25 protein-coding genes are annotated in these 20,205 nt (G+C 65.5%); 21 read left to right on the top strand and 4 right to left on the bottom strand.

Annotated elements, in window-relative coordinates; genetic code table 11:
* The first annotated feature begins 26 nt into the window (after nt 1–26).
* The 7 genes from ABD767_RS06265 to ABD767_RS06235 all read left to right on the top strand — a co-directional run bounded on the left by ABD767_RS06265 (nt 27) and on the right by ABD767_RS06235 (nt 5,962).
* Entirely contained in the window at nt 27–251 is a 225-nt protein-coding gene (locus ABD767_RS06265) for a DUF2188 domain-containing protein (RefSeq protein ID WP_011812342.1), read from the top strand.
* 5 nt (nt 252–256) lie between these two features.
* Complete coding sequence (locus ABD767_RS06260; protein WP_091571643.1) at nt 257–1,258, top strand: CBASS cGAMP-activated phospholipase; 1,002 nt, start codon at nt 257–259, stop codon at nt 1,256–1,258.
* Nucleotides 1,252–2,394 carry a CBASS cGAMP synthase gene (locus ABD767_RS06255; RefSeq protein WP_091571645.1) on the top strand — a complete coding sequence of 381 codons (1,143 nt, stop codon included), beginning with the start codon at nt 1,252–1,254 and terminating at the stop codon, nt 2,392–2,394. The genes ABD767_RS06260 and ABD767_RS06255 overlap by 7 nt, the downstream gene beginning before the upstream one ends.
* Nucleotides 2,391–4,022: a ThiF family adenylyltransferase gene (locus tag ABD767_RS06250; RefSeq protein ID WP_091571648.1), complete on the top strand. Its 1,632-nt coding sequence runs from the start codon at nt 2,391–2,393 to the stop codon at nt 4,020–4,022. Before ABD767_RS06255 ends, ABD767_RS06250 begins: the two co-directional genes overlap by 4 nt.
* On the top strand, nt 4,010–4,486 hold the full coding sequence (locus tag ABD767_RS06245) for a Mov34/MPN/PAD-1 family protein (RefSeq protein WP_091571651.1): 477 nt from the start codon (nt 4,010–4,012) through the stop codon (nt 4,484–4,486). The genes ABD767_RS06250 and ABD767_RS06245 overlap by 13 nt, the downstream gene beginning before the upstream one ends.
* Before the next feature lie 324 nt (nt 4,487–4,810).
* Nucleotides 4,811–5,347: a RadC family protein gene (gene radC, locus ABD767_RS06240; protein ID WP_091571654.1), complete on the top strand. Its 537-nt coding sequence runs from the start codon at nt 4,811–4,813 to the stop codon at nt 5,345–5,347.
* A 267-nt stretch (nt 5,348–5,614) separates the two neighbouring features.
* Complete coding sequence (locus ABD767_RS06235) at nt 5,615–5,962, top strand: DUF2958 domain-containing protein (RefSeq protein WP_091571657.1); 348 nt, start codon at nt 5,615–5,617, stop codon at nt 5,960–5,962.
* A gap of 33 nt (nt 5,963–5,995) precedes the next feature.
* On the opposite strand, the gene ABD767_RS06230 is transcribed toward ABD767_RS06235, so the two are convergent.
* Complete coding sequence (locus tag ABD767_RS06230; protein WP_091571660.1) at nt 5,996–6,667, bottom strand: DUF6988 family protein; 672 nt, start codon at nt 6,665–6,667, stop codon at nt 5,996–5,998.
* A gap of 549 nt (nt 6,668–7,216) precedes the next feature.
* Between ABD767_RS06230 and ABD767_RS06225 the strand changes: the two genes are divergently transcribed.
* From ABD767_RS06225 to ABD767_RS06200, 6 genes are all read left to right on the top strand, one after another.
* Nucleotides 7,217–8,044 (top strand): DUF932 domain-containing protein, encoded by an 828-nt coding sequence (locus ABD767_RS06225; RefSeq protein ID WP_091571663.1) that lies wholly within the window; start codon nt 7,217–7,219, stop codon nt 8,042–8,044.
* Nucleotides 8,045–8,151: 107 nt separating this feature from the next.
* Nucleotides 8,152–10,176, top strand: a complete 2,025-nt coding sequence (locus ABD767_RS06220; RefSeq protein ID WP_344868795.1) for a ParB/RepB/Spo0J family partition protein — start codon at nt 8,152–8,154, stop codon at nt 10,174–10,176.
* A 187-nt stretch (nt 10,177–10,363) separates the two neighbouring features.
* A complete protein-coding gene (locus ABD767_RS06215; protein WP_344868793.1) occupies nt 10,364–10,813 on the top strand; it encodes a MerR family transcriptional regulator in 450 nt (149 codons plus the stop codon).
* On the top strand, nt 10,767–11,150 hold the full coding sequence (locus tag ABD767_RS06210) for a carboxymuconolactone decarboxylase family protein (RefSeq protein WP_091571670.1): 384 nt from the start codon (nt 10,767–10,769) through the stop codon (nt 11,148–11,150). Before ABD767_RS06215 ends, ABD767_RS06210 begins: the two co-directional genes overlap by 47 nt.
* On the top strand, nt 11,147–11,980 hold the full coding sequence (locus ABD767_RS06205) for an NHL repeat-containing protein (RefSeq protein WP_091571673.1): 834 nt from the start codon (nt 11,147–11,149) through the stop codon (nt 11,978–11,980). Before ABD767_RS06210 ends, ABD767_RS06205 begins: the two co-directional genes overlap by 4 nt.
* Before the next feature lie 822 nt (nt 11,981–12,802).
* A complete protein-coding gene (locus ABD767_RS06200) occupies nt 12,803–13,117 on the top strand; it encodes a DUF736 domain-containing protein (RefSeq protein WP_091571675.1) in 315 nt (104 codons plus the stop codon).
* Nucleotides 13,118–13,222: 105 nt separating this feature from the next.
* Here the strand turns inward: ABD767_RS06200 and ABD767_RS06195 are convergent, their stop codons facing one another.
* From ABD767_RS06195 to ABD767_RS06185, 3 genes are all read right to left on the bottom strand, one after another.
* Nucleotides 13,223–13,798, bottom strand: coding sequence for a hypothetical protein (locus ABD767_RS06195; protein ID WP_091571679.1), 576 nt, complete (start codon nt 13,796–13,798; stop codon nt 13,223–13,225).
* Nucleotides 13,795–14,244 carry a DUF6367 family protein gene (locus ABD767_RS06190; RefSeq protein ID WP_139182757.1) on the bottom strand — a complete coding sequence of 150 codons (450 nt, stop codon included), beginning with the start codon at nt 14,242–14,244 and terminating at the stop codon, nt 13,795–13,797. Before ABD767_RS06190 ends, ABD767_RS06195 begins: the two co-directional genes overlap by 4 nt.
* A gap of 145 nt (nt 14,245–14,389) precedes the next feature.
* The gene (locus tag ABD767_RS06185; RefSeq protein WP_091571682.1) at nt 14,390–14,683 is read right to left on the bottom strand and encodes a helix-turn-helix domain-containing protein; all 294 of its coding nucleotides are present in this window, start codon (nt 14,681–14,683) and stop codon (nt 14,390–14,392) included.
* A 223-nt stretch (nt 14,684–14,906) separates the two neighbouring features.
* Here ABD767_RS06185 and ABD767_RS06180 point away from each other — a divergent pair, with 223 nt between their 5' ends.
* From ABD767_RS06180 to ABD767_RS06145, 8 genes are all read left to right on the top strand, one after another.
* Nucleotides 14,907–15,254, top strand: coding sequence for a DUF2958 domain-containing protein (locus ABD767_RS06180; RefSeq protein ID WP_091571684.1), 348 nt, complete (start codon nt 14,907–14,909; stop codon nt 15,252–15,254).
* Nucleotides 15,255–15,587: 333 nt separating this feature from the next.
* Nucleotides 15,588–16,403 carry a DUF2285 domain-containing protein gene (locus ABD767_RS06175; RefSeq protein WP_091571687.1) on the top strand — a complete coding sequence of 272 codons (816 nt, stop codon included), beginning with the start codon at nt 15,588–15,590 and terminating at the stop codon, nt 16,401–16,403.
* An 83-nt stretch (nt 16,404–16,486) separates the two neighbouring features.
* Nucleotides 16,487–16,780, top strand: a complete 294-nt coding sequence (locus ABD767_RS06170; RefSeq protein WP_091571762.1) for a helix-turn-helix transcriptional regulator — start codon at nt 16,487–16,489, stop codon at nt 16,778–16,780.
* A gap of 26 nt (nt 16,781–16,806) precedes the next feature.
* Entirely contained in the window at nt 16,807–17,676 is an 870-nt protein-coding gene (locus ABD767_RS06165) for a replication initiator protein A (RefSeq protein WP_091571690.1), read from the top strand.
* Nucleotides 17,677–17,929: 253 nt separating this feature from the next.
* Entirely contained in the window at nt 17,930–18,568 is a 639-nt protein-coding gene (gene parA, locus ABD767_RS06160) for a ParA family partition ATPase (RefSeq protein ID WP_091571695.1), read from the top strand.
* Nucleotides 18,565–18,837 (top strand): chromosome partitioning protein ParB, encoded by a 273-nt coding sequence (locus ABD767_RS06155; protein WP_091571698.1) that lies wholly within the window; start codon nt 18,565–18,567, stop codon nt 18,835–18,837. The genes parA and ABD767_RS06155 overlap by 4 nt, the downstream gene beginning before the upstream one ends.
* A complete protein-coding gene (locus ABD767_RS06150) occupies nt 18,834–19,427 on the top strand; it encodes a DUF2840 domain-containing protein (RefSeq protein ID WP_091571701.1) in 594 nt (197 codons plus the stop codon). The genes ABD767_RS06155 and ABD767_RS06150 overlap by 4 nt, the downstream gene beginning before the upstream one ends.
* The gene (locus tag ABD767_RS06145; RefSeq protein WP_091571703.1) at nt 19,424–19,987 is read left to right on the top strand and encodes a S26 family signal peptidase; all 564 of its coding nucleotides are present in this window, start codon (nt 19,424–19,426) and stop codon (nt 19,985–19,987) included. Before ABD767_RS06150 ends, ABD767_RS06145 begins: the two co-directional genes overlap by 4 nt.
* Nucleotides 19,988–20,205: the final 218 nt, after the last annotated feature.

Genomic DNA, 20,205 nt, shown 5'->3' with positions numbered 1-20,205 from the left:
GATGGTTCAACTTTAGGGAATTCGCCATGACAGGCAAAAATCAGCATGTAGTTCCTCACCAGGACGGTTGGGCCGTCAAGGGTGCCGGCAATCAGCGGGCAACCTCCGTGCACGACACACAGCAGCAGGCCATTGACGCGGGGCGAGACATCGCGCGCAACCAGCAGTCGGAACTGGTCATCCACCGTCCGGATGGCCGCATCCGTGACAAGGACAGCCACGGCAACGACTCCTTCCCGCCGAAGGGCTGAGTGCAATGACGGGCGTGCCCACCTACCATGTGCTCGCCCTGTCTGGGGGCGGCTATCGCGGCCTGTACACAGCGACGGTCCTGGCCGAGCTCGAAGCCGTGCTGGGCCGCCCCATCGCTTCGCATTTCGATCTGATCTGCGGTACTTCCGCAGGCGGCATGCTGGCCTTGGGGCTGGCAGCAGAAATCCCGGCCATTGAACTCAAGGCGCTGTTCGAGAAGCAGGGCTCCCGCATCTTTGGTTGCCGCAGTCTCGCTCGGCGCCTTCTGGGCTTCTGGTTGACCGCCAAGCACGACTCCGCGGGATTGCGGTCGGTGCTGACCGAGCGCTTCCAAGACGCCACGATCGGCAACTTGAAGCACCGTGTTCTCGTGCCAGCCGTCAACTATTCGACCGGGCGTGGCCAGTTCTTCAAGACGCCTCACCATCCCTCATTCGAGATGGACCACCGCATGAAGATCGTGGATGTGGCGTTGGCGACCGCCGCTGCCCCCGTTTACTTTCCGCTGGCGCGCAACGACCGTGGCGTCTTTGCGGATGGGGGTCTGGTCGGCAACGCGCCCGGACTGTTCGGGCTTCACGAAGTCAATACGTTCCTCGCGCCTAAACAGAGTGCGCTGGTTCGGGTGCTGTCCATCGGCACGATGACGATCGGCGCAACGGTCCGCGGTGGCGCCAGCCTTGACCGAGGATTCGGCAAGTGGCGCGGGGGGCTCTTCGACCTGGTGATCTCCGCCCAGGAGTCGTCGGTGGACTACATGCTGCGACAGGCCTTGGGTGGCAACTACTTCCAGATCGACGACAAGGCCACGCCCGATCAAAGCAAGGACGTAAAAGCACTGGACCGTGTGTCCATCGGTGCCACGAACACGCTGAAGGACCGCGGCAGCCACGCTGCACAGCGCGCACTGGGCGACCCTCTGTTCCAACCGTTTCGAGCGCACCAGGCCGGCGCACCTACCTTCTATCACGGCCCCAACAAGAATGTGCCGGAGGCCGCATGCTGAACCTGAGTCCGCTTTTCTTCACCACGGTCGATGACGAATCCTGCATGCATGAAGAGCTGAATCTGTCAGTTGAACAACGTGCCTGGATCGCCAGCGCTCGCAACGATGTCAGAAACTGCCTGCGCACCGGCATCCCGCGCGTTTTGCGCGAACGCGGGTATACGGACGACGTGCCGCAGCCGCGCTTTTTCACGCAAGGATCGTGGGCGTACAAGACCTTGAACGCTCCTGCACAGCGCCCCCAGCAAGCGGATGTCGATGATGGCTGCTATCTCCCACTGAGCTTCGTCTCGCAGACGAAGCGCCCCAGCAGGGCCACGACGGTGTTCTTTGCCGCCGCCGAAGAAGCCTTGAAGCCGCTGGTCCAAGAGAAGCACTGGAAGCTGGTCACCGACAAGCCGACATGCGTCCGGATCGTCATTGCGGCCTATGCCCACATCGACGTTCCGCTGTACGCCATCCCCGATGAAGAGTTCGTCACGCTCGCGAAGGCCTCGATGGAGCGATACGGTTACGACTCGCTGACGGAGGCGGTGAACATGGCAGAGCGGGATGCCTGGACGGCACTGCCCGCAGACAAGGTGCTCCTGGCTCACCGCGAGTGCAACTGGATGCCCTCCGATCCCAGACCTGTCAAGGAATGGTTCTTGGGCGAAGTGGAGGCCAAGGGCGAACAGTTCCGCCGTGTGATTCGCTACTTGAAAGCGTTCCGCGATTGGCGGTGGTCCAGCGGCGGACCCGCCTCCATCCTGTTGATGGCTGCGGCGGCACCACTGTTCGAGAAGCGGGATCGGCGCGACGACCTGGCGCTGCTGGACGTCGTGGCGGCCCTGCCGGCCAAGCTGCGTGCAGGGGTGAACAACCCCGTGGATGAGTCGGAGTCGCTCACGGTGCGACTCGGCAAAGAGGGCGTCGAAGAAGCGGCGAAGGCGTTTGAAGCATTGGAGAAGGTGCTGCGCGGTGCAACTGACGCCGGCAGTCCTTCACAGGCCTGCATCTGGATGCAAGGCGAGTTCGGCCCGCGCTTCCCGAATGAACCGGCTCGGGTCAAGGTGGTATCCGTTGCAGCCACCATCGCCGCAGCGCCGGCCACGGCTGGTCCGAGCGAATTGGTCGGGCGAACGAAGGCGGGATGAGCAGCGTTGCCGCAGTCGCGGACGTGATCGAAGCCTTTGAGCGGCGAGGCTTCGAGTTCGTCGGCAAGACGGAAGACGGCTGGTTCAAGCTGCGGGGGCTGTTGATCCCTTGCGGCGCGGTCGATGGCATTGCATGCGAGGTTCAGCTCGACCCTGCCTTCTTCGACCTGCCTCGCATCCGGCTGCTTGAAATCCCGCCTGAACTGCCCAAGGCGGTTCCTCATCTTGGTGCGGATGGCAGCCTTTGCTATTTGGCCAAGGGGACCGTGGTATTGGACATCTACGATCCAGTCGGGCAGTCCTTGGCATGTCTGCAACGCGCGTCCGCCGTGCTGGGGCGAATATTGAAAGGCGAGATGATCGAAGACCTCGCCGAAGAATTTTTTGCCTACTGGAGCGGCTGGCTTTGCTTCGTGGACATGCAAGGCGAAGATCTGGGCCGGCAGAACTGTATCGTTGCGCAAGCCCATGGCAATCCGCTCTGGTTCATCACCGACAACGAAGAACGAACAACCAAAAAGCTGCATTCGCTCGGCTACCAGGTCACCGATAGAACGGTGCTGACCTACCGAGTCAAGACGACCGCTCAACCCCGGCCGCTGACCAGCCACTGGCCTCCCGAAACCGTGGGGGACGTGTTGGCTTGGCAAAGCACCCTGGACCCTCGGTGTCGGCGCAAGATTCACGAACGTATCAAGGAGGGGCAAAGCAAGAAGGCCAATGGTGTCCTCATCGTCATCGAGTCGCCATTGATGACGTATGGCTTTGTTGTGCTCTTTGACCACCAACCGTTGACGCACAAAGCCAAGCTCGCTGATCGCAGAGATTCAACCTTTGGACTGAAGGTGATGCCCGTCTCTGTGATCCGGATCGATGACCGGTATCTGGCCCAGCGCAACATTCCCAAGTTGAGAACGCTGGCGGGGAAACGAATCGCCCTTGTGGGGTGCGGCACGATCGGCGGATACCTCTCGGACATGCTGGTCAAGGCCGGGGCGGGCACATGCGGCGGAAAACTCACGCTGGTGGATTTCGACGCACTCCTTCCACAGAACATCGGGCGGCATCGCCTCGGATTTCCGGACCTGCTGTCGAACAAGGCCGAGGCCATGGCGCAGGAACTCAAGCGCTTGTCGCCAGGCGCCGAGGTTCACGCGCTTCCTGTAGATGTCAGACAGGCTCAATTGGGAAAGCTTGACCTGCTCATCGATGCCACCGGCGAAGAATCCCTCGGGCACTGGCTGTGCGGCCGCTATCGGGCGCCCACCCCCATGCTTTCTGTCTGGATCGAAGGGCCTGGAACAGCTGTGCGGGCGCTCCTGAGAACGACCGCGTCGGGTGCGTGCTACCGGTGCTTATGGCACAGCCACAGAAGAGGCGAACTTCGCTCGACCGTTGATGCTCTACCGAACATCTTGGCAGGCCATGGGTGCGAGGGCTTGTATGTGCCATTTCCGGCTTCGGTGTCGGTGCAGGCTGCCAGCCTGGGCGCTGATATGGCCCTTGATTGGATCAACGGCGCCCACTCTCCTGCGTTACGAACCCGGCTGATCGATCAGACCCATCAGCTGGCCACGTCCGACTGCGATCCTCAGCGAGATCGGGATTGCCCTCTATGCAATTCCTAGGTTCCTGGGCAACTGGCGGCAAAGGCACGTTGCTGCATTTTTCGGCAGGTACGCTGCAGACATTCAATCAGCATATTCAGGGCACTGATGCCGACTGCGAAGCTGGTGGGCTTTTGCTTGGCTCCGTGCATGGAGGCCACTTGCTCATTGAGCAAGCGACGGTTCCCACGGCTTGGGACAAGCGGTTTCGCTACCTGTTCGAGCGGATGCCGTTTGGACACGAAGCCATCGCCTTGTCTCGTTGGACGGCGAGTCAAGGAACGGTGCGCTATCTGGGCGAATGGCATACCCATCCTGAAGATCATCCCCATCCTTCTGGTCTCGACAGATCGGAATGGACCCGACTTTCAGCGCAGCGTCGAGACAAGCGGCCCATGCTCGCTGTCATCGTCGGGCGACAGTCCCTGTATGTCGAACTGGTGCCAAGTACGGGACGCGGTTCAGTGCTGATCCCTGTGGAATAACTGGCAATCGATATGCGGTCGTTCCGGCGTACCGCCGCCAGGCTCGCGGGCTGCGCCCCGGGTTTCGTGCCGCATCCCGGCTATCCGGCTTTGATCCTTGACGTCTGCGCGGCGTTGCCGCTGCGCGCTTCGCTTGCCAGTGCAATGCGGGCGGGGTGTGGGCTGGCTTGCTGTTCCCTTCATCCTTGCACACCGTTCTCGCGGTCAAGGTCTGCGCGCACTCGTGCGCTTGCGGCCTGGCGGCCGTCGTTGAACCTGTGACAGCTGCGCTGCGGCGTGCCGGTTCCGGTCTCGGGCAATACCGCCCGATCACTGGAGTTCGCCATGTCGCACGATCTGTTCTCTTCCCTCGATTCCTTCGCTGCCGTTTCTTCTGCTGCTGGTTCATTGCTCGTTCGCGATGTTGCGGGTGAGTACCGCTCGGCCGAGCCTGCCGAAGTGCTGCAGGCGGCGCTGCGGGTGCTGGCAGGCCAGTTGCGCGGGACCGAGATGCTGTCGTCGCCGCAGGCGGTGCGCGACTTCTTGCGCATCAAGCTGGGCACGCTGGAGCACGAGGTGTTTGCGGTGATCCATCTGGATACCCAACACCGGGTCATCGAGTATGTGGAGATGTTCAGGGGCACGGTGAGCCAGACCTCGGTGTACCCGCGCGAGATCGTCAAGGAAGCCCTGGCGCGAAATTCGGCGGCGCTGATTCTGGTGCACAACCATCCGTCGGGTGTGGCCGAGCCGTCGCGGGCGGACGAGATGCTGACGCAGACGCTCAAGAGCGCGCTGTCGCTGGTGGACGTGCGGGTCATCGATCACCTGATCGTGGCCGGGCCGACGATCCTGTCCTTTGCCGAGCGCGGGCTGATCTGAGCCCGCGCAACCGGGAGCCGCATGGGCTCCCGGTTTTTCGTATGCCGTGGACAGCGTGCCATGGCATGGCACGAGACCGTTGCAGGACTGGGGTGGGGCTGGCTTGCTGTTGCACCCAGCGTGCCACGCCGTTCTCGCCGTCAAGGTCGGCGCGCATCGGTGATGCGCTGGCGGCCTGGACGGCCGTCTTCGAACCTTGACCGCTGCGCTGCACCGTGACCCGGAGGCTGCGGGCAATCCCGCCCGGTATTTCTTCTGGAGTTCACCATGAACGCACTCATCAACGACGCGCAGCGCGTGCTGCTGCTGGCCAACGGCCGCGAATCACTGCAGAACGCCGACTTCGATCCGGCGCCCGTGGTCAAGCTGTTCACGCCCGATGCGGGCGCGACCTGGCTGCTGACGGAGATCGATCCTGACGACCATGACCATGCCTTCGGTCTTTGCGACCTGGGCCTGGGCGCACCCGAACTGGGCTGGGTCAGTCTGCAGGAGCTGGCAACCGTGCGGGGACGGCTGGGATTGCCGGTCGAGCGTGATCTGCACTTTCGCGCTGAGAAGCGGCTGAGCGCCTACGCGCGTGATGCGCGGCTGGCCGGGCGGGTCGTCGTCTGACCCGCCATCAGGGCGTCACCGACGCCCTGATCCTCAGGGTTTGAGCAGATCCGGCAGGCAGTCGGCGAATGCCGGCTGGACCTTGCTCATCGGCTTGGTGATGGCTTTATCGCCGGTGAGGACGGCCATCGTCATGGCGGTCATGGTGCTCAGGCCGTTCGAGTTGCGCAGCACCTGCAAGGCCAGGTGCATGGGGAAGCCATCGGCATTGCGTCGCAGGGGATGGATGCCGCCGTGCACGAACGAGTTCATGGCGTTCCAGGAGATGTCCTTGAAGTGGACCAGCATCTGGTGGGCCGCTGCCGGCGTGTCCTGTCCGACGCGTTTGCCGATCTGATCGATCATGTCCTTTGCGCTGGGCAGGTTCTTGGCGGCCTGTTCGGCTTCCAGCGTGAGCGGGGCCGACAGCTTCTCGATCGCGGTCTCGGGGGCCGCATAGATGAGCCACATCGCGCGGGTCAGCGCTTCGAACTGCAGCCGCATCAGGCCGGCAGCCGAGGTCGGCATGCCCAGCGCCATCAAGGCATGCAAGGCCGTGGCGTGTTCCATGGCGACCAGGCACATACCGAGAGCAGCTTCGCCGCGTGGAGAGCCGTCGAACTCGGCGTCGCCCAGCAGTTCGTTGAACCGTTCATGCAGGGCCTTCGAGCGCTGGAGCATGTGTTCCAGGGGATCGTCGGAATCGGCGTGTTCTGTCTCGGACATGGCGTCATCGTAAAGGCCACTTTGCGTTCGGACGTCCCCGGCCCCCTGGGAGATGGCCGGTCGCGCTGTCGTGCGCGTGGCGCATCGAGCCTCGCTGCGCAAGTCTCGCCCGCTTCGGGCTTCCATCGTTCCCTCGCTCCGCTCGGCTGACGCCTCCGGCCCGGCTTGCAGCTTCGGGCCTGCGCGCTTCGCTTGCCGTGCGGTCGGCGTGCAGTGCGGCCGTTGCCTGGTGAGCCGTCTTTCCCTGACTCCATCACCTTCTTCGCGACGGTAGCCCACGGCCCGGTGCCGTCAAGGCGCGCAGGGCCGTGTCCTCGGCTGTGCCTGCGGGCCGCACCCACCCTGCGCTTGTCTCCTTGACAGCCCCCGTCCGCGCGCTCCCTTTTGTCGCGGGCGATGAACTCAGGAATGACGGTGGCAACGAGGCCAACCGGGTTCTTCGTGCCGACCGCACCGAACAGCCACGAGGCTGGGCTCCGAATCTTGGAATCCGGTGTGCGGTTTCTTCAACAGCCAACGGACATCCGTTGATTTTTTCAGGAGAAAGACATGCAACTCGCCTCCCGCTTCGCTTCCCGTTCCCCGGTGCTGCGCTCCGAACACCCTTTGTCGGATGACCAGATCCGGGCCGTGGTGCCGTCCATCTTTGCCGACGCTCCCCATCAAAGCCGTTCGCAGCGTTACGCCTACATCCCCACCGCCGCCGTTCTCACCGAGTTGCGAAAGGAAGGGTTCCAGCCCTTCATGGTGGCGCAGACCCGCGTGCGCCAGGACGACCGGCGCGACTTCACCAAGCACATGATCCGGCTGCGTCATGCCAACCAGATCAACGCCCGCGAAGCCAACGAAATCATCCTGCTGAACTCGCACGACGGCACCAGCAGCTACCAGCTGCTGGCGGGCATGTTCCGCTTCGTCTGCCAAAACGGACTGGTGTGCGGCGACACCGTGGCCGATGTGCGCGTGCCGCACAAGGGCGACGTGGCAGGGCAGGTGATCGAGGGCGCCTATCAGGTGTTGGATGGCTTCGACCGGGCGCTGGCATCGCGCGAATCCATGCAGGCCATCTCGCTGGATGCCGGGGAGTCGGAAGTGTTCGCACGCGCCGCGCTGGCCCTCAAGTACGACGACCCCGACAAGCCCGCACCTGTCACCGAAACCCAGGTGCTGGCCCCGCGCCGCTTCGACGACCGCCGCCCCGACCTGTGGAGCGTGTTCAACCGCACCCAGGAAAACCTCGTCAAGGGCGGATTGCAGGGCCGCGCCGCCAATGGCCGCAGGCAGCAGACCCGCCCGGTGCAGGGCATCGACCAGAACCTGCGCCTGAACCGCGCCCTGTGGCTGCTGGCCGATGGCATGCGCCAGCTCAAGGCCTGACGCCCACCGATTTTTCCCGGAGGGGCTCGGCCCCTCCATGCCTTCCCTCGTGTTTGCTGTTTCCGTCCTTTTCGTTCTTTCTGTTCTCTCACCGTAGGAGTTTCATCATGAATGCCATCACCCATCCAGAAGCCCAGGCCCTCCACACCGCTGCGGCCAGTGCCGTCATCCCGGCGCAGCCCGCGCAGCACATGCTGCTGGTGCTGCTGTCGCATCTGCGCCCCTCGCGCCGCAACGTGCGCAAGACGGCCGGGCCGTCCATCGATGCGCTGGCCGCGAGCATCGAGCGCGTGGGCTTGCTGCAAAACCTGACCGTGACGCTGGCCCCCGATGGTGTGCATTACGAAGTGGTGGCCGGTGGCCGCCGCCTTGCCGCCCTCAAGCTGCTGGCCAAGAGACACCGCATCGCCCGGGATTGGCCGGTGCCGTGCCTGCAGGTGCAGGATGCCAGCGCCCGCACCGCGAGCCTGACCGAGAACGTGCAGCGCGAGGCCATGCACCCGGCCGACCAGTTCGAGGCCTTCGCCGCGCTGGTGGCCGAGGGCCGGCCCGTCGAGGACATCGCGGCAGACTTCGCCGTCACGCCGCTGGTGGTGGAGCGCCGCCTGAAGCTGGCGAATGTCTCGCAGCGCCTGATGGCCGACTACCGCGCCGACGCCGTGAGCCTGGACCAGTTGATGGCGCTGGCGATCACGGACGACCATGGCGCGCAGGAGGCGGCGTTCTACGGCGCGCCGCAATGGCAGCGCAGCCCGCAGGCTCTGCGCGAGCGGCTGACCGAGCGCGAGACGGGCGCGGCCGATGCGCTGGTGCGCTTCATTGGGCTGGCGGCCTACGAGCAGGCGGGCGGCAGCATCCGCCGCGACCTCTTCGCCGAAGGGGATGCGGGCGTGTACGTGACCGACACCGCATTGCTGGAAACGCTGGTGCGCGAGAAGCTGCAGGTGCAGGCCGAGGCCGTGCGCGCGGAGGGCTGGGCCTGGGTCGAGGCCGTGCCCAGCGCCACCCATGCCGACCTGCAGGCATTCCAGCGTGCACCGAGGGAGCGGCGCAGCCCGACCCGGCGCGAGGCCCAGCGCATCGAGAAACTGCAGGCGCGGATGCAAGCCATTGGCGAGGCCGTGGATGCGGCGATGGACGCCGACGACCAGGACAAGGCCGAGGTGTTGGAAGAAGAAGGCGAACGCCTGGGCGAGCAACTGCAGGCGCTGGAAGCGGGCTTGCTGGACTGCGCCCCGAGCGTGAAGGCCGCAGCGGGCGCCATCGTCACCATCGACCGGCAGGGGGAACCCGTGATCCATCGCGGGCTGCTGCGCGAGGCCGAGGCCCGGGCGCTGCGCACGCTGGGGCGGCTGCGGCTGGGTCAGGCGCTGGGTAGCGTGGAAGGCGCCGACACGAACGAGGGCGAGGATGGCGAGGCACCCCCGGCCGCGACCGTCTCCGACCGGCTGGCGCAGCGCCTGAGCGCGCACCGCACAGCCGCGCTGCAGGTCGAGGTGGCCCGGCACCCGCAGGCGGCATTGGCCGCGCTGATGCATGGCATGGTGCAGACCGTTTTGCAGGATCGCCACTATGGCCCCGGTCGCGATTCATTGCCGCTGGGCGTGCGCCTGACCGTGCAGGATCGGCTGGACACCCTGGCCCCCGATCTGCCGGAGTCGCCTGCCGCTGGCGCGCTGCGCGAGGTTCGGCAGGCATGGGCCGGGAAGCTTCCCGAGGACAGTGCCGCACGGTTCGCCGCGCTGCTGGCGATGCCGCAGGATGAACTGGTGCGGCTGCTGGCGGTGTGCGTGGCTGCGACGGTGGACGTGGTGACGCCGCGTGCCACACCGCACCCACCCGGCGCGGAACTGGCGCAGGCTGTGGGGCTGGACATGGCCGCGTGGTGGAAGCCGACCGCCGAGGGGTATTTCAAGCACGTTTCCAAGGCCGTGATCCTGGAGGCCGTGGGGCAGTTCGCGCCGGCGCATGCGGCCCGGCTGGCGAAGCTCAAGAAGACCGACATCGCCAGCGAAGCCGATCGGCTGGTGGAGGGGACGGGGTGGATGCCTGCGATGCTCAAGGCCGAAGGCGCGGGCGACAGCGAGCAGGACGCCGCTGCACCGGCCGAAGGTGAGGTGCTGTCTACCTGATCGGCCCCATGCCCTGGCAGGCCCGGCCTTCGGTCGGGGCCTGCCTTCAAATCCAGGCGCGGCGGTGGCCGCGCCCGGTTTCACCGCCAATCCAAGACTGCCACGCCACCGCCTTCGCGGTGCTCAGACGGCGGCGCATGCATATAGTTGTTGACTTAGAGCGTGCTCTAACTTCTAGGATCATCCCGTGGAATCTCAACTGAGCATTGATGAAGTCGCCAAGCGCACGGGCCTGACGGCCTACACCCTGCGCTACTACGAGCGCATCGGCTTGATCGCCCCTGTCGGTCGTGCGGCTGGGGGCCAGCGGCGCTACGCGGCATCGGATATGGTTTGGATTGAATTCCTGCTGCGTTTGCGGACGACGCATATGCCCATTGGCAAGATGCAGGCGTTCGCAAAGTTACGCGGCGCTGGGGACTCGACGGTGCCGGATCGTCGCCAGATGCTGGAGGAACACCTGACGGACGTTCTTGCAGAGATCGAAGCGATGCGGCAATCCGCAGATGCTTTGCAGGCGAAGATCGAGCACTACCGCTCGTTGGCGCAGTCCTTGGCGTCGGATTCAATCTCTGATGAAGGACGTGCTGATGAACATCGAAAACCGCTACGAACGCGGACTCGCAAAACTGCGTGAGATCGACGGCGAGGCCGGCGAGCGCGTCGTGCAAAGCCTGGAGGGCATTGCCCCCGACTTTGCGCGCTACCTGATCGAGTTTCCCTTCGGCGACGTGTATTCCCGTCCCGGCCTCGACCTGAAAAGCCGCGAAATCGCGGTGGTCGCTGCACTGACCGCGCTGGGCAATGCGGCGCCCCAGCTCAAGGTGCATATCCAGGCGGCTCTCAATGTGGGGGTGACACGCGATGAAGTCGTCGAGACCATCATGCAGATGGCCGTCTATGCGGGGTTTCCTGCTGCCTTGAACGGGCTATCGGCCGCCAAGGAAGTGTTTGCGCAAGGGGATGCCCGATGAAGCGAATCATTTCCTATGCGGGCTTGGTTCTGGGGGTTGCCGGTGCCGCCATGCCAGCAAGCGCCGCGCAAGCAGATGCAATACCCAGGACCCAGGTGGCCGAGCGGCAGCAGCCCATCCTCATCCATGACGGATTGAGTTCGCCCGTCGGCATGGCCCATGACGACGGCGGCAATCTGTACGTGGCCAACTGGTCGGCTGGCACGGTTCTGAGATTCGCGCCGGACGGGCGTCGCAGCGTCTTTGCCGATGGGCTGAGTGGCCCGTCGGGACTTGCCATCTCGCGGGCGGGCGACATCTATGTGGCTTCCTACAGCGAGGATTTGGTCTGGCGCTTCACGCCGAGCGGAAAGCGAAGCGTCTTTGTGCGGGGACTGGCGACGCCTGCGGGTTTGTCCTTTGATGCGAAGGGACGACTGTTGATCGCCAACCGGCGAACCCACCAGATTCTGGCCGCGCATCCGAATGGAAAGATCGACGTGGCAGCCGAAGGGCTGCAAACGCCAGTGGGCGCAGTCGAACTTCCCAACGGTGACATTCTGGTGAGCAACATCGCTGGAGGTATTTCTCTGGTGTCGGGCCGCCTGCAGGCCCGCACCATCAACGCTGATCTGGCAAGCCCCGGTCCAGGCATCGTGCGGTCAGGTGCCGATGCGGCCTATGTCGTGGACTACGGAGGTACGACCATCAGCAAAGTGGATCGCAACGGCAGGCGAACGGTGATTGCCGATGGTCTGAGCAGCCCTGTGGGCCTGGCACTCGCGCCCGATGGCAGCCTGGTGGTGGCGACCTGGGGGGCGAATTCAGTTTTCCGCATTGGGCGGCCGTAAGCACATCACCACGATGGGTCGCGAAGCAAGCAGAGGTTGAGCGTGCCGGCGCGTTGCGCCGTCGGGCTTTGCGGGCTGCGCCCCGTGCCGTCTTCGTCGTCACGGCCATTCGGCTCCAATCCCTCACGCCTTCGCGCCTGCGGCGCTGCGCGCTTCGCTTGCCTCCAGGGGATCGGCACAAGGCCCATCCCCGCCGCGCGGGCTTGGCGCCCCTTGGATACCGCCGAACCGGCATCGCCGGATCGGCAGGTTCAGCGCCCCTCCGCTACGGGCTGGGTGCGGCAGGTACGCCTTGGCTTGCTGCGGCAGGTTGCACGGATGCGTGCCGTCCTCGACGCTGGCGGTTCCTGCCTATCACGTCACGAAGGACTCACGGACATCCCGCCCGGCATCGCCATGGAGATTCCACGCCACGCCTCAAGGCCGGCGCCACACGGTGCGGCAGGGGCGTTCTCGCTTGTCGTCGGGTGGTTGACCTGGCGCGCGTCAGCGGGCGAGCCGGAGAAGCCTTCGTGCGGGGATGCCGAGTCGGCCCTGTCTCCTTTCGGAGCGGTTCGGCCCAAGGCGTCCTTGTGTTGTTGTGAATCCTGGCGGTGGCACGGCTGCGCCTCGGGCTTCATGGCCGCAACCGTCCGCCGAAACCAATTTCCCCTGCTTTGTCACTGCGTTCGGCGCATTCCTCGCGGAGCCAAATTGTTGTCGCCTTCCGGTTCTCCACTGCGTTGCGACCGCAGGCGGTGCAGCCCGCCCGTCCCCCGCCGGCCGGATCACAACAAGGACGCGATGGGCGCGAACCTTGTTCAACCGAAAAGGAGTTTCATCATGGCCAACATCGGCACCTTCACCGCAGACAAAGACGGCTTCACCGGCACGCTTCGCACCCTGACGCTCAATGTCAAGGTCAAGCTGGTTCCCAACGACAAGGGCAACAGCGAGAACGCCCCCGACTACCGCCTGCAATCGAGCAGTCACGATATCGGCGCGGCGTGGAGGAAGACCAGCGAGGCTGGGCGGGAGTACCTGTCCGTGACCCTGGATGACCCTTCGTTCCCTGCTGCGGTCTATGCCCGCCTGATCGAAGGCGAGGACGGAACTCACGACCTGATCTGGTCGCGCAGCAAACCACAGGCCGCCTGACATTCAACCCTGCGCCCCGCCCTGTGGGCGGGGCGCAGGGTTGAATGGAGCAAACGCTACACGGCGGCAGGGAGCCCGTATGGTTTGATGTGCGCCTGAGATAGGCTACTCGCGTACCACGCCATAAATCCCGCCGCCCATGCGCCCAAATGGGTTGTCCTTGTAGCCGCAGGCGGCGTGCAACTCCCTCACAAGCATCTCCACATCTTCGATCGCATGTCTCGCGTTCTCGATCGTGGCAAAGGCTTTCCAGTCCGACTCGCTCACGATTTGAGGCAAGCGCGGAACATCGGCATCAATCAGCATCGACACGTCCTCAGTGACTGTCTTGCCGTGCGCCATGCGATCACGGAAAGCGAAGAGTTGCACGAGCGTGACGTAGGGGCGGCGAGCGTAGTCGAATTCGAGGTTGGCGGACCGCGCAAACGTCTCAAACTTCTGCCGTTTGCTGCGCCTTCGCTCAATTTCATCCCAGTCGCTATGCCGCAACTTGCCGAGATGATTGAGATAGGCCTCGAGCGTGAAGGCACAGTAGATGAGTGCGCTCGTGAGCGTGTAGAGTTGGCCCTCGCTCGTCCTCTCGGCCAACTCCAGCATGTGTTTCGCGCCGATGTGCGTGTAGACGAACGTGATCGTCGTCTGCCTTCCTCTGACGCGTGCGCGTGCGCCGTTCTCGGTCATGTCGCGCTGTCCTCGTTCGTCATGACCATGTAGATGGTGATCGTCTTGCCTATTTCTGCAGCCGACTCCAGCAACATGCTCTGAGGAGGGACACGTTGTTCCAGGATCGCTCCAACGTCAAGACCAAGCGCGGAACGAGCGAGATCCTGCACGACCTTCTGCGCTCCCACCGATGCATTGAACGAGCCTTTGTCGTGCCTCGTTCCGTCCTGATTCCACGACGCTTGTTGATTCTTGGCTCTGACATGCCTTGCCCGCGCAATGTGAACATGCCTTTGCAACGGAATGGCCGGGTTGGCAGCGTCCACACGCATCATCCAGTCGGCCTTGCCAGAACCGATCCACTGACCTTCATTCAGCAGTCCGGCAGGTGGGACACACGTCTCGGGTAGGCAAACGACAAGTTCGTCGACATCGTCGAGATACGAGAATTCACGGAATCGCATCAATTCTCCAATCTTCGCTTGCGCGGCGTGACCGGTTTTCTTTGAGGTGAAGACCCTATGGTCGCCCCCACTATAGAGGTCATGGTGCCTCGGCCCCCAAAGCTACGGCGACAGGACAGATTGGACCGACACGCTTCGGGACGCGCTACTTTGCGTCTGCCCGTGGAGTCACGGCCTCCAATTCCTGCCACACCTTCGCCAGAAGCTGCTCGACCCGCCTTGCATCGTCGCCCGCATACGCCAGCGTCAACAGCGTGAGCGGATGCACTTCCATCACCTCGCACAGCTCGGCCAGTTTGTTGAGCGTCGGGCTTTTCAGGTCGCGTTCCAGTGAGCTCAGATAGGTGCGGCTGGATACGTTGGAGAACGCTTCCTGGCTCAGGCCGCGCGCCTTCCTGATGGTTTTCAACGCCTCCGACAGTGTGTGTTTCGCCGCCAATCCTGGAACTCCTCAAAGTCCAAGATGACAGTCGATTGCGCTCTATAGAGCTACAATCTATAGTGTTCATTTGCGCGGGGCGGCGCTTTCGTGCTTTTACGTAAATCCGTTTCTGCGGTTTTGAACAGAACCACGAAGCCGCATCCGTGCCTTTCCTCAAAGCCGCCGATGCGGCTTTGCGCTTTCACGCTTGGGCGGATTCGTGCAACCGGGAGGGATCGCCATGAACCGACTGATCACCGAGGACGAGCGCGGCCAGCTGCTGGCGCATGGCCAGGCCCGTGCGACAGGCCAAGCCATCGATCCACTGCCGGTGGCGCGGCTGTTCACGCCGGACGCGCACGCCATCTGGCTGCTGGCTGCGCTGGACCCTGCGGACGGCGACACGGCCTGGGCGCTGATCGACCTGGGGATCGGCATGCCCGAGCTGGGCGAGGTTCGTCTGTGCGATCTGGCGTCCATCGTCGGGCCGCGCCAGCAGCCCGTGATGCGGGATCGCTACTTCAAGGCGGTGCGGCCGTTGTCGGAGTACCTGCGCCTGGCGCAGGAAGACGGTTCAGTCCCCGATTGAGCCCTTCGCGCCACGGCCAAGCCGGGCGCATTCAGACGGTTTGGGTCATGTTCAAGACCGGCCGGGTCTGGATCCGCATGCTTGCACCAAGGCAGTGCCCTCATGCTGCAAACAGTCTCGATCACTTGCGCGGGCCGTGGCACGGTGGCTCTGTGCCGCGCACCGTTGTGGGTCTTGCGGTCGTCGCATCTGGACGATTTCTGCAACGACCCTGTGCCCATCCGTCTTGACACGTCATGTTACAGCTTGAGCCGATGAAGACAAGGGTTTTGACGCAGTAGCCCCGCAGAGGTCCGTGGCGACGTTTCTGTTGTTCGACAGGGAGCTTTCGTCATGGCCGATCCGCCCATCGGGCCGTGGTACCCCACGGCCGCCTACCTCTACGTGCTGCATCTCGACGGCCCCGCGCTCGCCTGGGAGTACCTGCGCCGCCATCCCGACTACCAGCTCGACTGGCTGCGCCATCGTCAACGGCCGCAGGCCGCACACCAGGCGGCCCAAGCAGCTCAACACTGGGGCCTGCGCCTGCTCGAAGCCCCGGCTCTGGATGCACGTGACGCGCACCCAGCGTGGTTCCCCGACCACGATGGCGTGCTGCAGCTCTACCCCGATGCCGACCCGCCGCCGGATGCCGGCACGTTCGAGTTCTGGAACGTGCCCGGGCGCAAGCACCTGGTCCACGACGGCAAGCGCCTCGTGCTGACGGCGCACTGGCCCGGCTGCTGCCTGCGCTTCGCGCTCGCCCCCGGCCTGGAGGACGGCATGGCCTGCCTCTACGCCACGCGGTCCTGCGCCACGCCCTGCGCCCGCTACCGCGCCTTGGCCGCCGGGCTGGATGCGCTGGCGGCCGCCATCGAAGCCGAACCGGCTGCGGCGGCCTGCGCGCGGCCCACGCCCGCTGCGCTGCAGGAACTGCACACCCTGCAGGCGCTCGACGCAACCCGGGCGGGTGCGTCCATGCGCGAGGTGGGTGAAGGCCTGTTCGGCACGGACGCCGTGGCCGATTGGTACAGCGACGGCGGCCTGCGCGCCAAGGTGCGCCGCCTGGTGCAGCGCGGCGATGCGCTGATGCGCGGCGGCTACCGCCGGTTAGCACAACTGCCGCCGCTTGAGAAGGGCCGATCTGCCCCCGGCGCAGATCGGCCCTGAGCAGGAAGGCCGCGTTTTCTGAGACTGCCTCCATCCGGTTGCGCTGTGCAGCCGGAGCTTTGACACCGATGGAGGTTCTCACCATGCGTCCTGCTCCCTTGCGGCCCGCTGCAACCCTGCCCACTGCGGCCGTCGCCGCGACGGCGCAACCCCAGCGCTACCTCACCAACGACGAAGCCGCCGAGTATCTGCGCCTGTCTCCGCGCACGCTGGAGAAGCAGCGCGTGATCGGCGGAGGCCCCAGGTTCCGCAAGTTCGGCCGACGCGTCATGTACGCCGTGGCCGACCTCGATGCCTGGGCCGCCGAGCGCAGCTTCGACAGCACGTCCGACCCCGAGTACGCCGAGCACCATGCGGCGGACAGCCGTGCGCGCTGATCGGCGGCGCGCGGCCAGCCATCACCATGTCCAGCCCCGCGCTGCCCATGCGGCAGCGGCCTTCCGGGGGAGCCCGTCCAGAGCGCGAACAGCTCGACCTGTTCCGTGCCCTGCCGGGCGACATGGCGCCGCGCGACAGCCAGGACCTGATGGCGTTTCCGTTCTTCTCGCTGGCGAAGTCGCGGCGCGCGGCGCCGATCGACTTTCGCAGCGGCAACGTCACGATCCGCGTGGAGGGCACGGCCGAGCATGGCATCGCGACCATCTGGGATGCCGACATCCTGATCTGGGCCGCCAGCCAGATCGTGGAAGCGCGCGACGCGGGCCTGCGCCCCTCGCGCCTGATGCAGGCCACGCCCTACGAGATCCTGCGCTTCATCGGGCGCGGCACGTCGCTGCGCGACTACCAACGCCTCAAGGCCGCGCTGGATCGCCTGCAGTCCACCACGGTGGCCACGTCCATCCGCGAGACCACGGGCAGGCGCCTACACCGCTTCTCGTGGATCAACGAGTGGAAGGAGCTGGCCGACGCCCGGGGCTCGCCACTGGGCATCCAGCTGATCCTGCCGGACTGGTTCTACGCGGGCGTGCTCGACGCCGCCCTGGTGCTGACCATCGACCCGGCGTATTTCCGGCTCACCGGGGGCATCGAGCGCTGGCTGTACCGGCTGGTGCGCAAGCACGGTGGGCGGCAGGAACAGGGCTGGCAGTTCGACTTCCAGCACCTGTACCGCAAGTCGGGCAGCGTGGCGCGCTACTACGACTTCGCGGCCGACCTGCGCGCGCTGGTGGCGCGGCAGGCCTTGCCGGGCTACCGCCTGGGCATCGAGCACGTTGCCGGGCTCGCCTCCCCGCTGCTGACGTTCCGGCCCGTGCCGCACACGGCACGGGGATAAGCGGTGCGTGGCCTGTGGACGGGCTCGTGCCATCAGGCAACACCGGTGTCGTGCTATCGGGCAACGAAGCCTCGTGCTATCAGGCAACAGAATCGGCCGCCAGGCCAATGCCGGCGCGGGTTTCGGCCTCTCTTAACTTACCTAACTCAAATTCACTAACTGGTAGTAGAGGCACCGCGCCACGGTGGACAACCGCCACGCGGCTCGAAGCGCAGCAGCCAAAGCCCGGCTTTCCAGCAGGAAGGGGCGCGCCATGATCGTCGCGCTGCTCAACCAGAAAGGCGGCGTGGGCAAGACCACGCTCGCCACCCACATCGCCGGTGAACTGGCCATGAGAGGCCAGCACGTCATCCTGCTGGATGCCGACCCCCAGGGCTCTTCGCTGGACTGGACGCAGCGCAGAAGCCAGCAAGGCTTGCCCAGGCTGTTCAGCGCGGTGGGCCTGGCACGCGAAACCCTGCACCAGGAGGCGCCAGAACTCGCCAGGCGGGCCGATCACGTCGTCATCGATGGCCCACCCCGGATCGCAGCCCTGGCGCGCTCCGCGCTGCTGGCCGCCGAGCGGGTGCTGATCCCGGTACAGCCCAGTCCCTACGACCTGTGGGCCAGCGCCGAGATGGTGGCGCTGATCCGTGAAGCGCAGGTGTTCCGGCCAGCGCTGCGCGCGGCCTTCGTCATCAACCGGCGTGTCAGCACCACGGTGATCGGTCGCGAAGCGCGGCAGGCGCTGGCCGAACAGCCTCTTCCTGCGCTGCGCGCGGAAGTGCATCAGCGCATCGTGTTCGCCGACAGCGTGGCCGCTGGGCGGCTTGCGCGCGAGACGGCGCCCGGCAGCGCCGCCGCGCGCGAAGTCACCGCGCTGGTGGACGAACTGCTGCGGTGGCCGTCATGACCTCGAAGCCGGCACCGCACAGCCAGCGCACGGCCAAGCGGGTCGGCATCGGCGCGCGTCCGCCCGCGAACCCGCACGCCGAGGCCTGGATTCGCCAAGGCGACGCCGATGCGCTGAACAAGGGCGACCTCTACACCGCGCGCCTGACCCTCGACATCACGCCCGCCCTGCGCTCGCGCATCAAGGTCTCGGCCTTCACGCAAGGCGTGACGGTGGCCGAGCTGCTGCGCGCGCTGCTGGAGCGGGAGTTCCCCGAGAAGACACCATGAACAGCATTTCCCATCCGATTGCGGCGGCGTCTTCGGCCGCATCTGCGGTTGCCATGGCGGTTGCACTGCAGCCGCCTGCCGGCCAACCTGGCCGCACACCGTTGACCCGCGTCTCGCTGGCCTATGTGGAACAGCGCTTCAACCTCTATCTGCGCTTCGGCGAACCCACGCGCACCGTCCAGCTCGACCGCTGGCGGCGCTGCGCCGTGTTCCTGCCGAACGCCATGTTCTGCCGCATCCGCTGGCAGGCCAACGACTACGGAACGATCCGCTGGCAGCTCATGGTGCTGCAGGCCTGCACGCCGCTGGACGCCGCGCAGCGCATCCCCGGCGTGCGGCCGGGCGCGCGCATGCTGCTGCACGCCGAGGGCGAGCAGAAGGTGCGCGCCGTGCTGGAGAAGATCGACACCATCGAGGCGCTGGGCATCGCCGCCATCGACGTGTCGCCCGCGTACTGGGGCACGCTGGGCAACCGGCTGGCCGCGTGGACGGCTGGGCGCTCGTCTGCGCCGTCGTCTCTGCCGCTGCTGCTGCCGGACTACACCGCCGAGCGGCACGCAGCCTGGCTGGCCGGGCGGGGGCTGCAATGACGGCCACAACCACCACGGCTGCGCGCCCCAACGTGCGCACTCGCGTGCTGCTGGCGGCGCTGTCTGCCTGCGGCCTCGCCGCACTGGCCTGGGCGGCATTCGCGCGGCCACTGCCGCGCATCATCTACAACCCGTCCGACAGCGTGACAGTGGGCTGGTATCGCATCGAGCCGGCGCCTGCGCGGCCCGATGCGCTGCACGTCGGCAGCATCGTGTTGACCCGCTTGCCGACAGACGCTGCAGCGCTCGCCGCGCAGCGTGGCTATCTGCCGCAGCGCATTCCGTTGCTCAAGCGGGTGGGCGCCGTGGCCCCGCAACACGTCTGCATCGTCGCCGGTGTGGTGCGCATCGACGGTGTGCCGGTGGCAACCGTGCTGGCCGCCGACCGGCTTGGGCGGGCCTTGCCTTCCTGGCCGCACTGTCGGCAGCTACGGGCGGGTGAACTGTTCCTGCTGAGCAGCACCAATCAGGCGTCTTTCGACAGCCGGTATTTTGGGCCGGTCAGTGCAGCCGATGTGATCGGCGTTGCGCACCCGGTGTGGCTGGAGACACGCCCGTGATGGCCGCCGATTTGCTGCGCATCATCGTGCTATCGGGCGTGTCGATTCGGCAGCGCTCCGCGTGTCGTCGCGCGTGCAGTGCGAGCGCATCCGAGCTGCATTCCAACGTGCAGACATCTTGCCTTGAACGCGGCCGGCCTGCGGCCATCGGCGCGTTCCCCGGCGCGCTGGCTGCTCGTACAGCGGTGGCGCCGGGGCAGGACTGCCGGGAGCGAAAG

The organism is Comamonas faecalis (assembly GCF_039538025.1).
Lineage (GTDB): Bacteria > Pseudomonadota > Gammaproteobacteria > Burkholderiales > Burkholderiaceae_C > Comamonas_C > Comamonas_C faecalis.
Note: the sequence above shows the minus strand (reverse complement) of the source record. Positions and strands in the feature narration are given on the sequence as shown.

Coding starts and splice junctions, on each gene's coding strand:
- ABD767_RS06165 (WP_091571690.1), top strand. CDS start 16,807: ATGTCCAGCCCCGCGCTGCCCATGCGGCAGCGGCCTTCCGGGGGAGCC.
- ABD767_RS06170 (WP_091571762.1), top strand. CDS start 16,487: ATGCGTCCTGCTCCCTTGCGGCCCGCTGCAACCCTGCCCACTGCGGCC.
- ABD767_RS06235 (WP_091571657.1), top strand. CDS start 5,615: ATGAACGCACTCATCAACGACGCGCAGCGCGTGCTGCTGCTGGCCAAC.
- ABD767_RS06210 (WP_091571670.1), top strand. CDS start 10,767: ATGAACATCGAAAACCGCTACGAACGCGGACTCGCAAAACTGCGTGAG.
- ABD767_RS06150 (WP_091571701.1), top strand. CDS start 18,834: ATGAACAGCATTTCCCATCCGATTGCGGCGGCGTCTTCGGCCGCATCT.
- ABD767_RS06205 (WP_091571673.1), top strand. CDS start 11,147: ATGAAGCGAATCATTTCCTATGCGGGCTTGGTTCTGGGGGTTGCCGGT.
- ABD767_RS06220 (WP_344868795.1), top strand. CDS start 8,152: ATGAATGCCATCACCCATCCAGAAGCCCAGGCCCTCCACACCGCTGCG.
- ABD767_RS06265 (WP_011812342.1), top strand. CDS start 27: ATGACAGGCAAAAATCAGCATGTAGTTCCTCACCAGGACGGTTGGGCC.
- ABD767_RS06255 (WP_091571645.1), top strand. CDS start 1,252: ATGCTGAACCTGAGTCCGCTTTTCTTCACCACGGTCGATGACGAATCC.
- ABD767_RS06175 (WP_091571687.1), top strand. CDS start 15,588: ATGGCCGATCCGCCCATCGGGCCGTGGTACCCCACGGCCGCCTACCTC.
- ABD767_RS06180 (WP_091571684.1), top strand. CDS start 14,907: ATGAACCGACTGATCACCGAGGACGAGCGCGGCCAGCTGCTGGCGCAT.
- ABD767_RS06190 (WP_139182757.1), bottom strand. CDS start 14,244: ATGCGATTCCGTGAATTCTCGTATCTCGACGATGTCGACGAACTTGTC.
- radC (WP_091571654.1), top strand. CDS start 4,811: ATGTCGCACGATCTGTTCTCTTCCCTCGATTCCTTCGCTGCCGTTTCT.
- parA (WP_091571695.1), top strand. CDS start 17,930: ATGATCGTCGCGCTGCTCAACCAGAAAGGCGGCGTGGGCAAGACCACG.
- ABD767_RS06260 (WP_091571643.1), top strand. CDS start 257: ATGACGGGCGTGCCCACCTACCATGTGCTCGCCCTGTCTGGGGGCGGC.
- ABD767_RS06200 (WP_091571675.1), top strand. CDS start 12,803: ATGGCCAACATCGGCACCTTCACCGCAGACAAAGACGGCTTCACCGGC.
- ABD767_RS06145 (WP_091571703.1), top strand. CDS start 19,424: ATGACGGCCACAACCACCACGGCTGCGCGCCCCAACGTGCGCACTCGC.
- ABD767_RS06225 (WP_091571663.1), top strand. CDS start 7,217: ATGCAACTCGCCTCCCGCTTCGCTTCCCGTTCCCCGGTGCTGCGCTCC.
- ABD767_RS06155 (WP_091571698.1), top strand. CDS start 18,565: ATGACCTCGAAGCCGGCACCGCACAGCCAGCGCACGGCCAAGCGGGTC.
- ABD767_RS06250 (WP_091571648.1), top strand. CDS start 2,391: ATGAGCAGCGTTGCCGCAGTCGCGGACGTGATCGAAGCCTTTGAGCGG.
- ABD767_RS06230 (WP_091571660.1), bottom strand. CDS start 6,667: ATGTCCGAGACAGAACACGCCGATTCCGACGATCCCCTGGAACACATG.
- ABD767_RS06245 (WP_091571651.1), top strand. CDS start 4,010: ATGCAATTCCTAGGTTCCTGGGCAACTGGCGGCAAAGGCACGTTGCTG.
- ABD767_RS06195 (WP_091571679.1), bottom strand. CDS start 13,798: ATGACCGAGAACGGCGCACGCGCACGCGTCAGAGGAAGGCAGACGACG.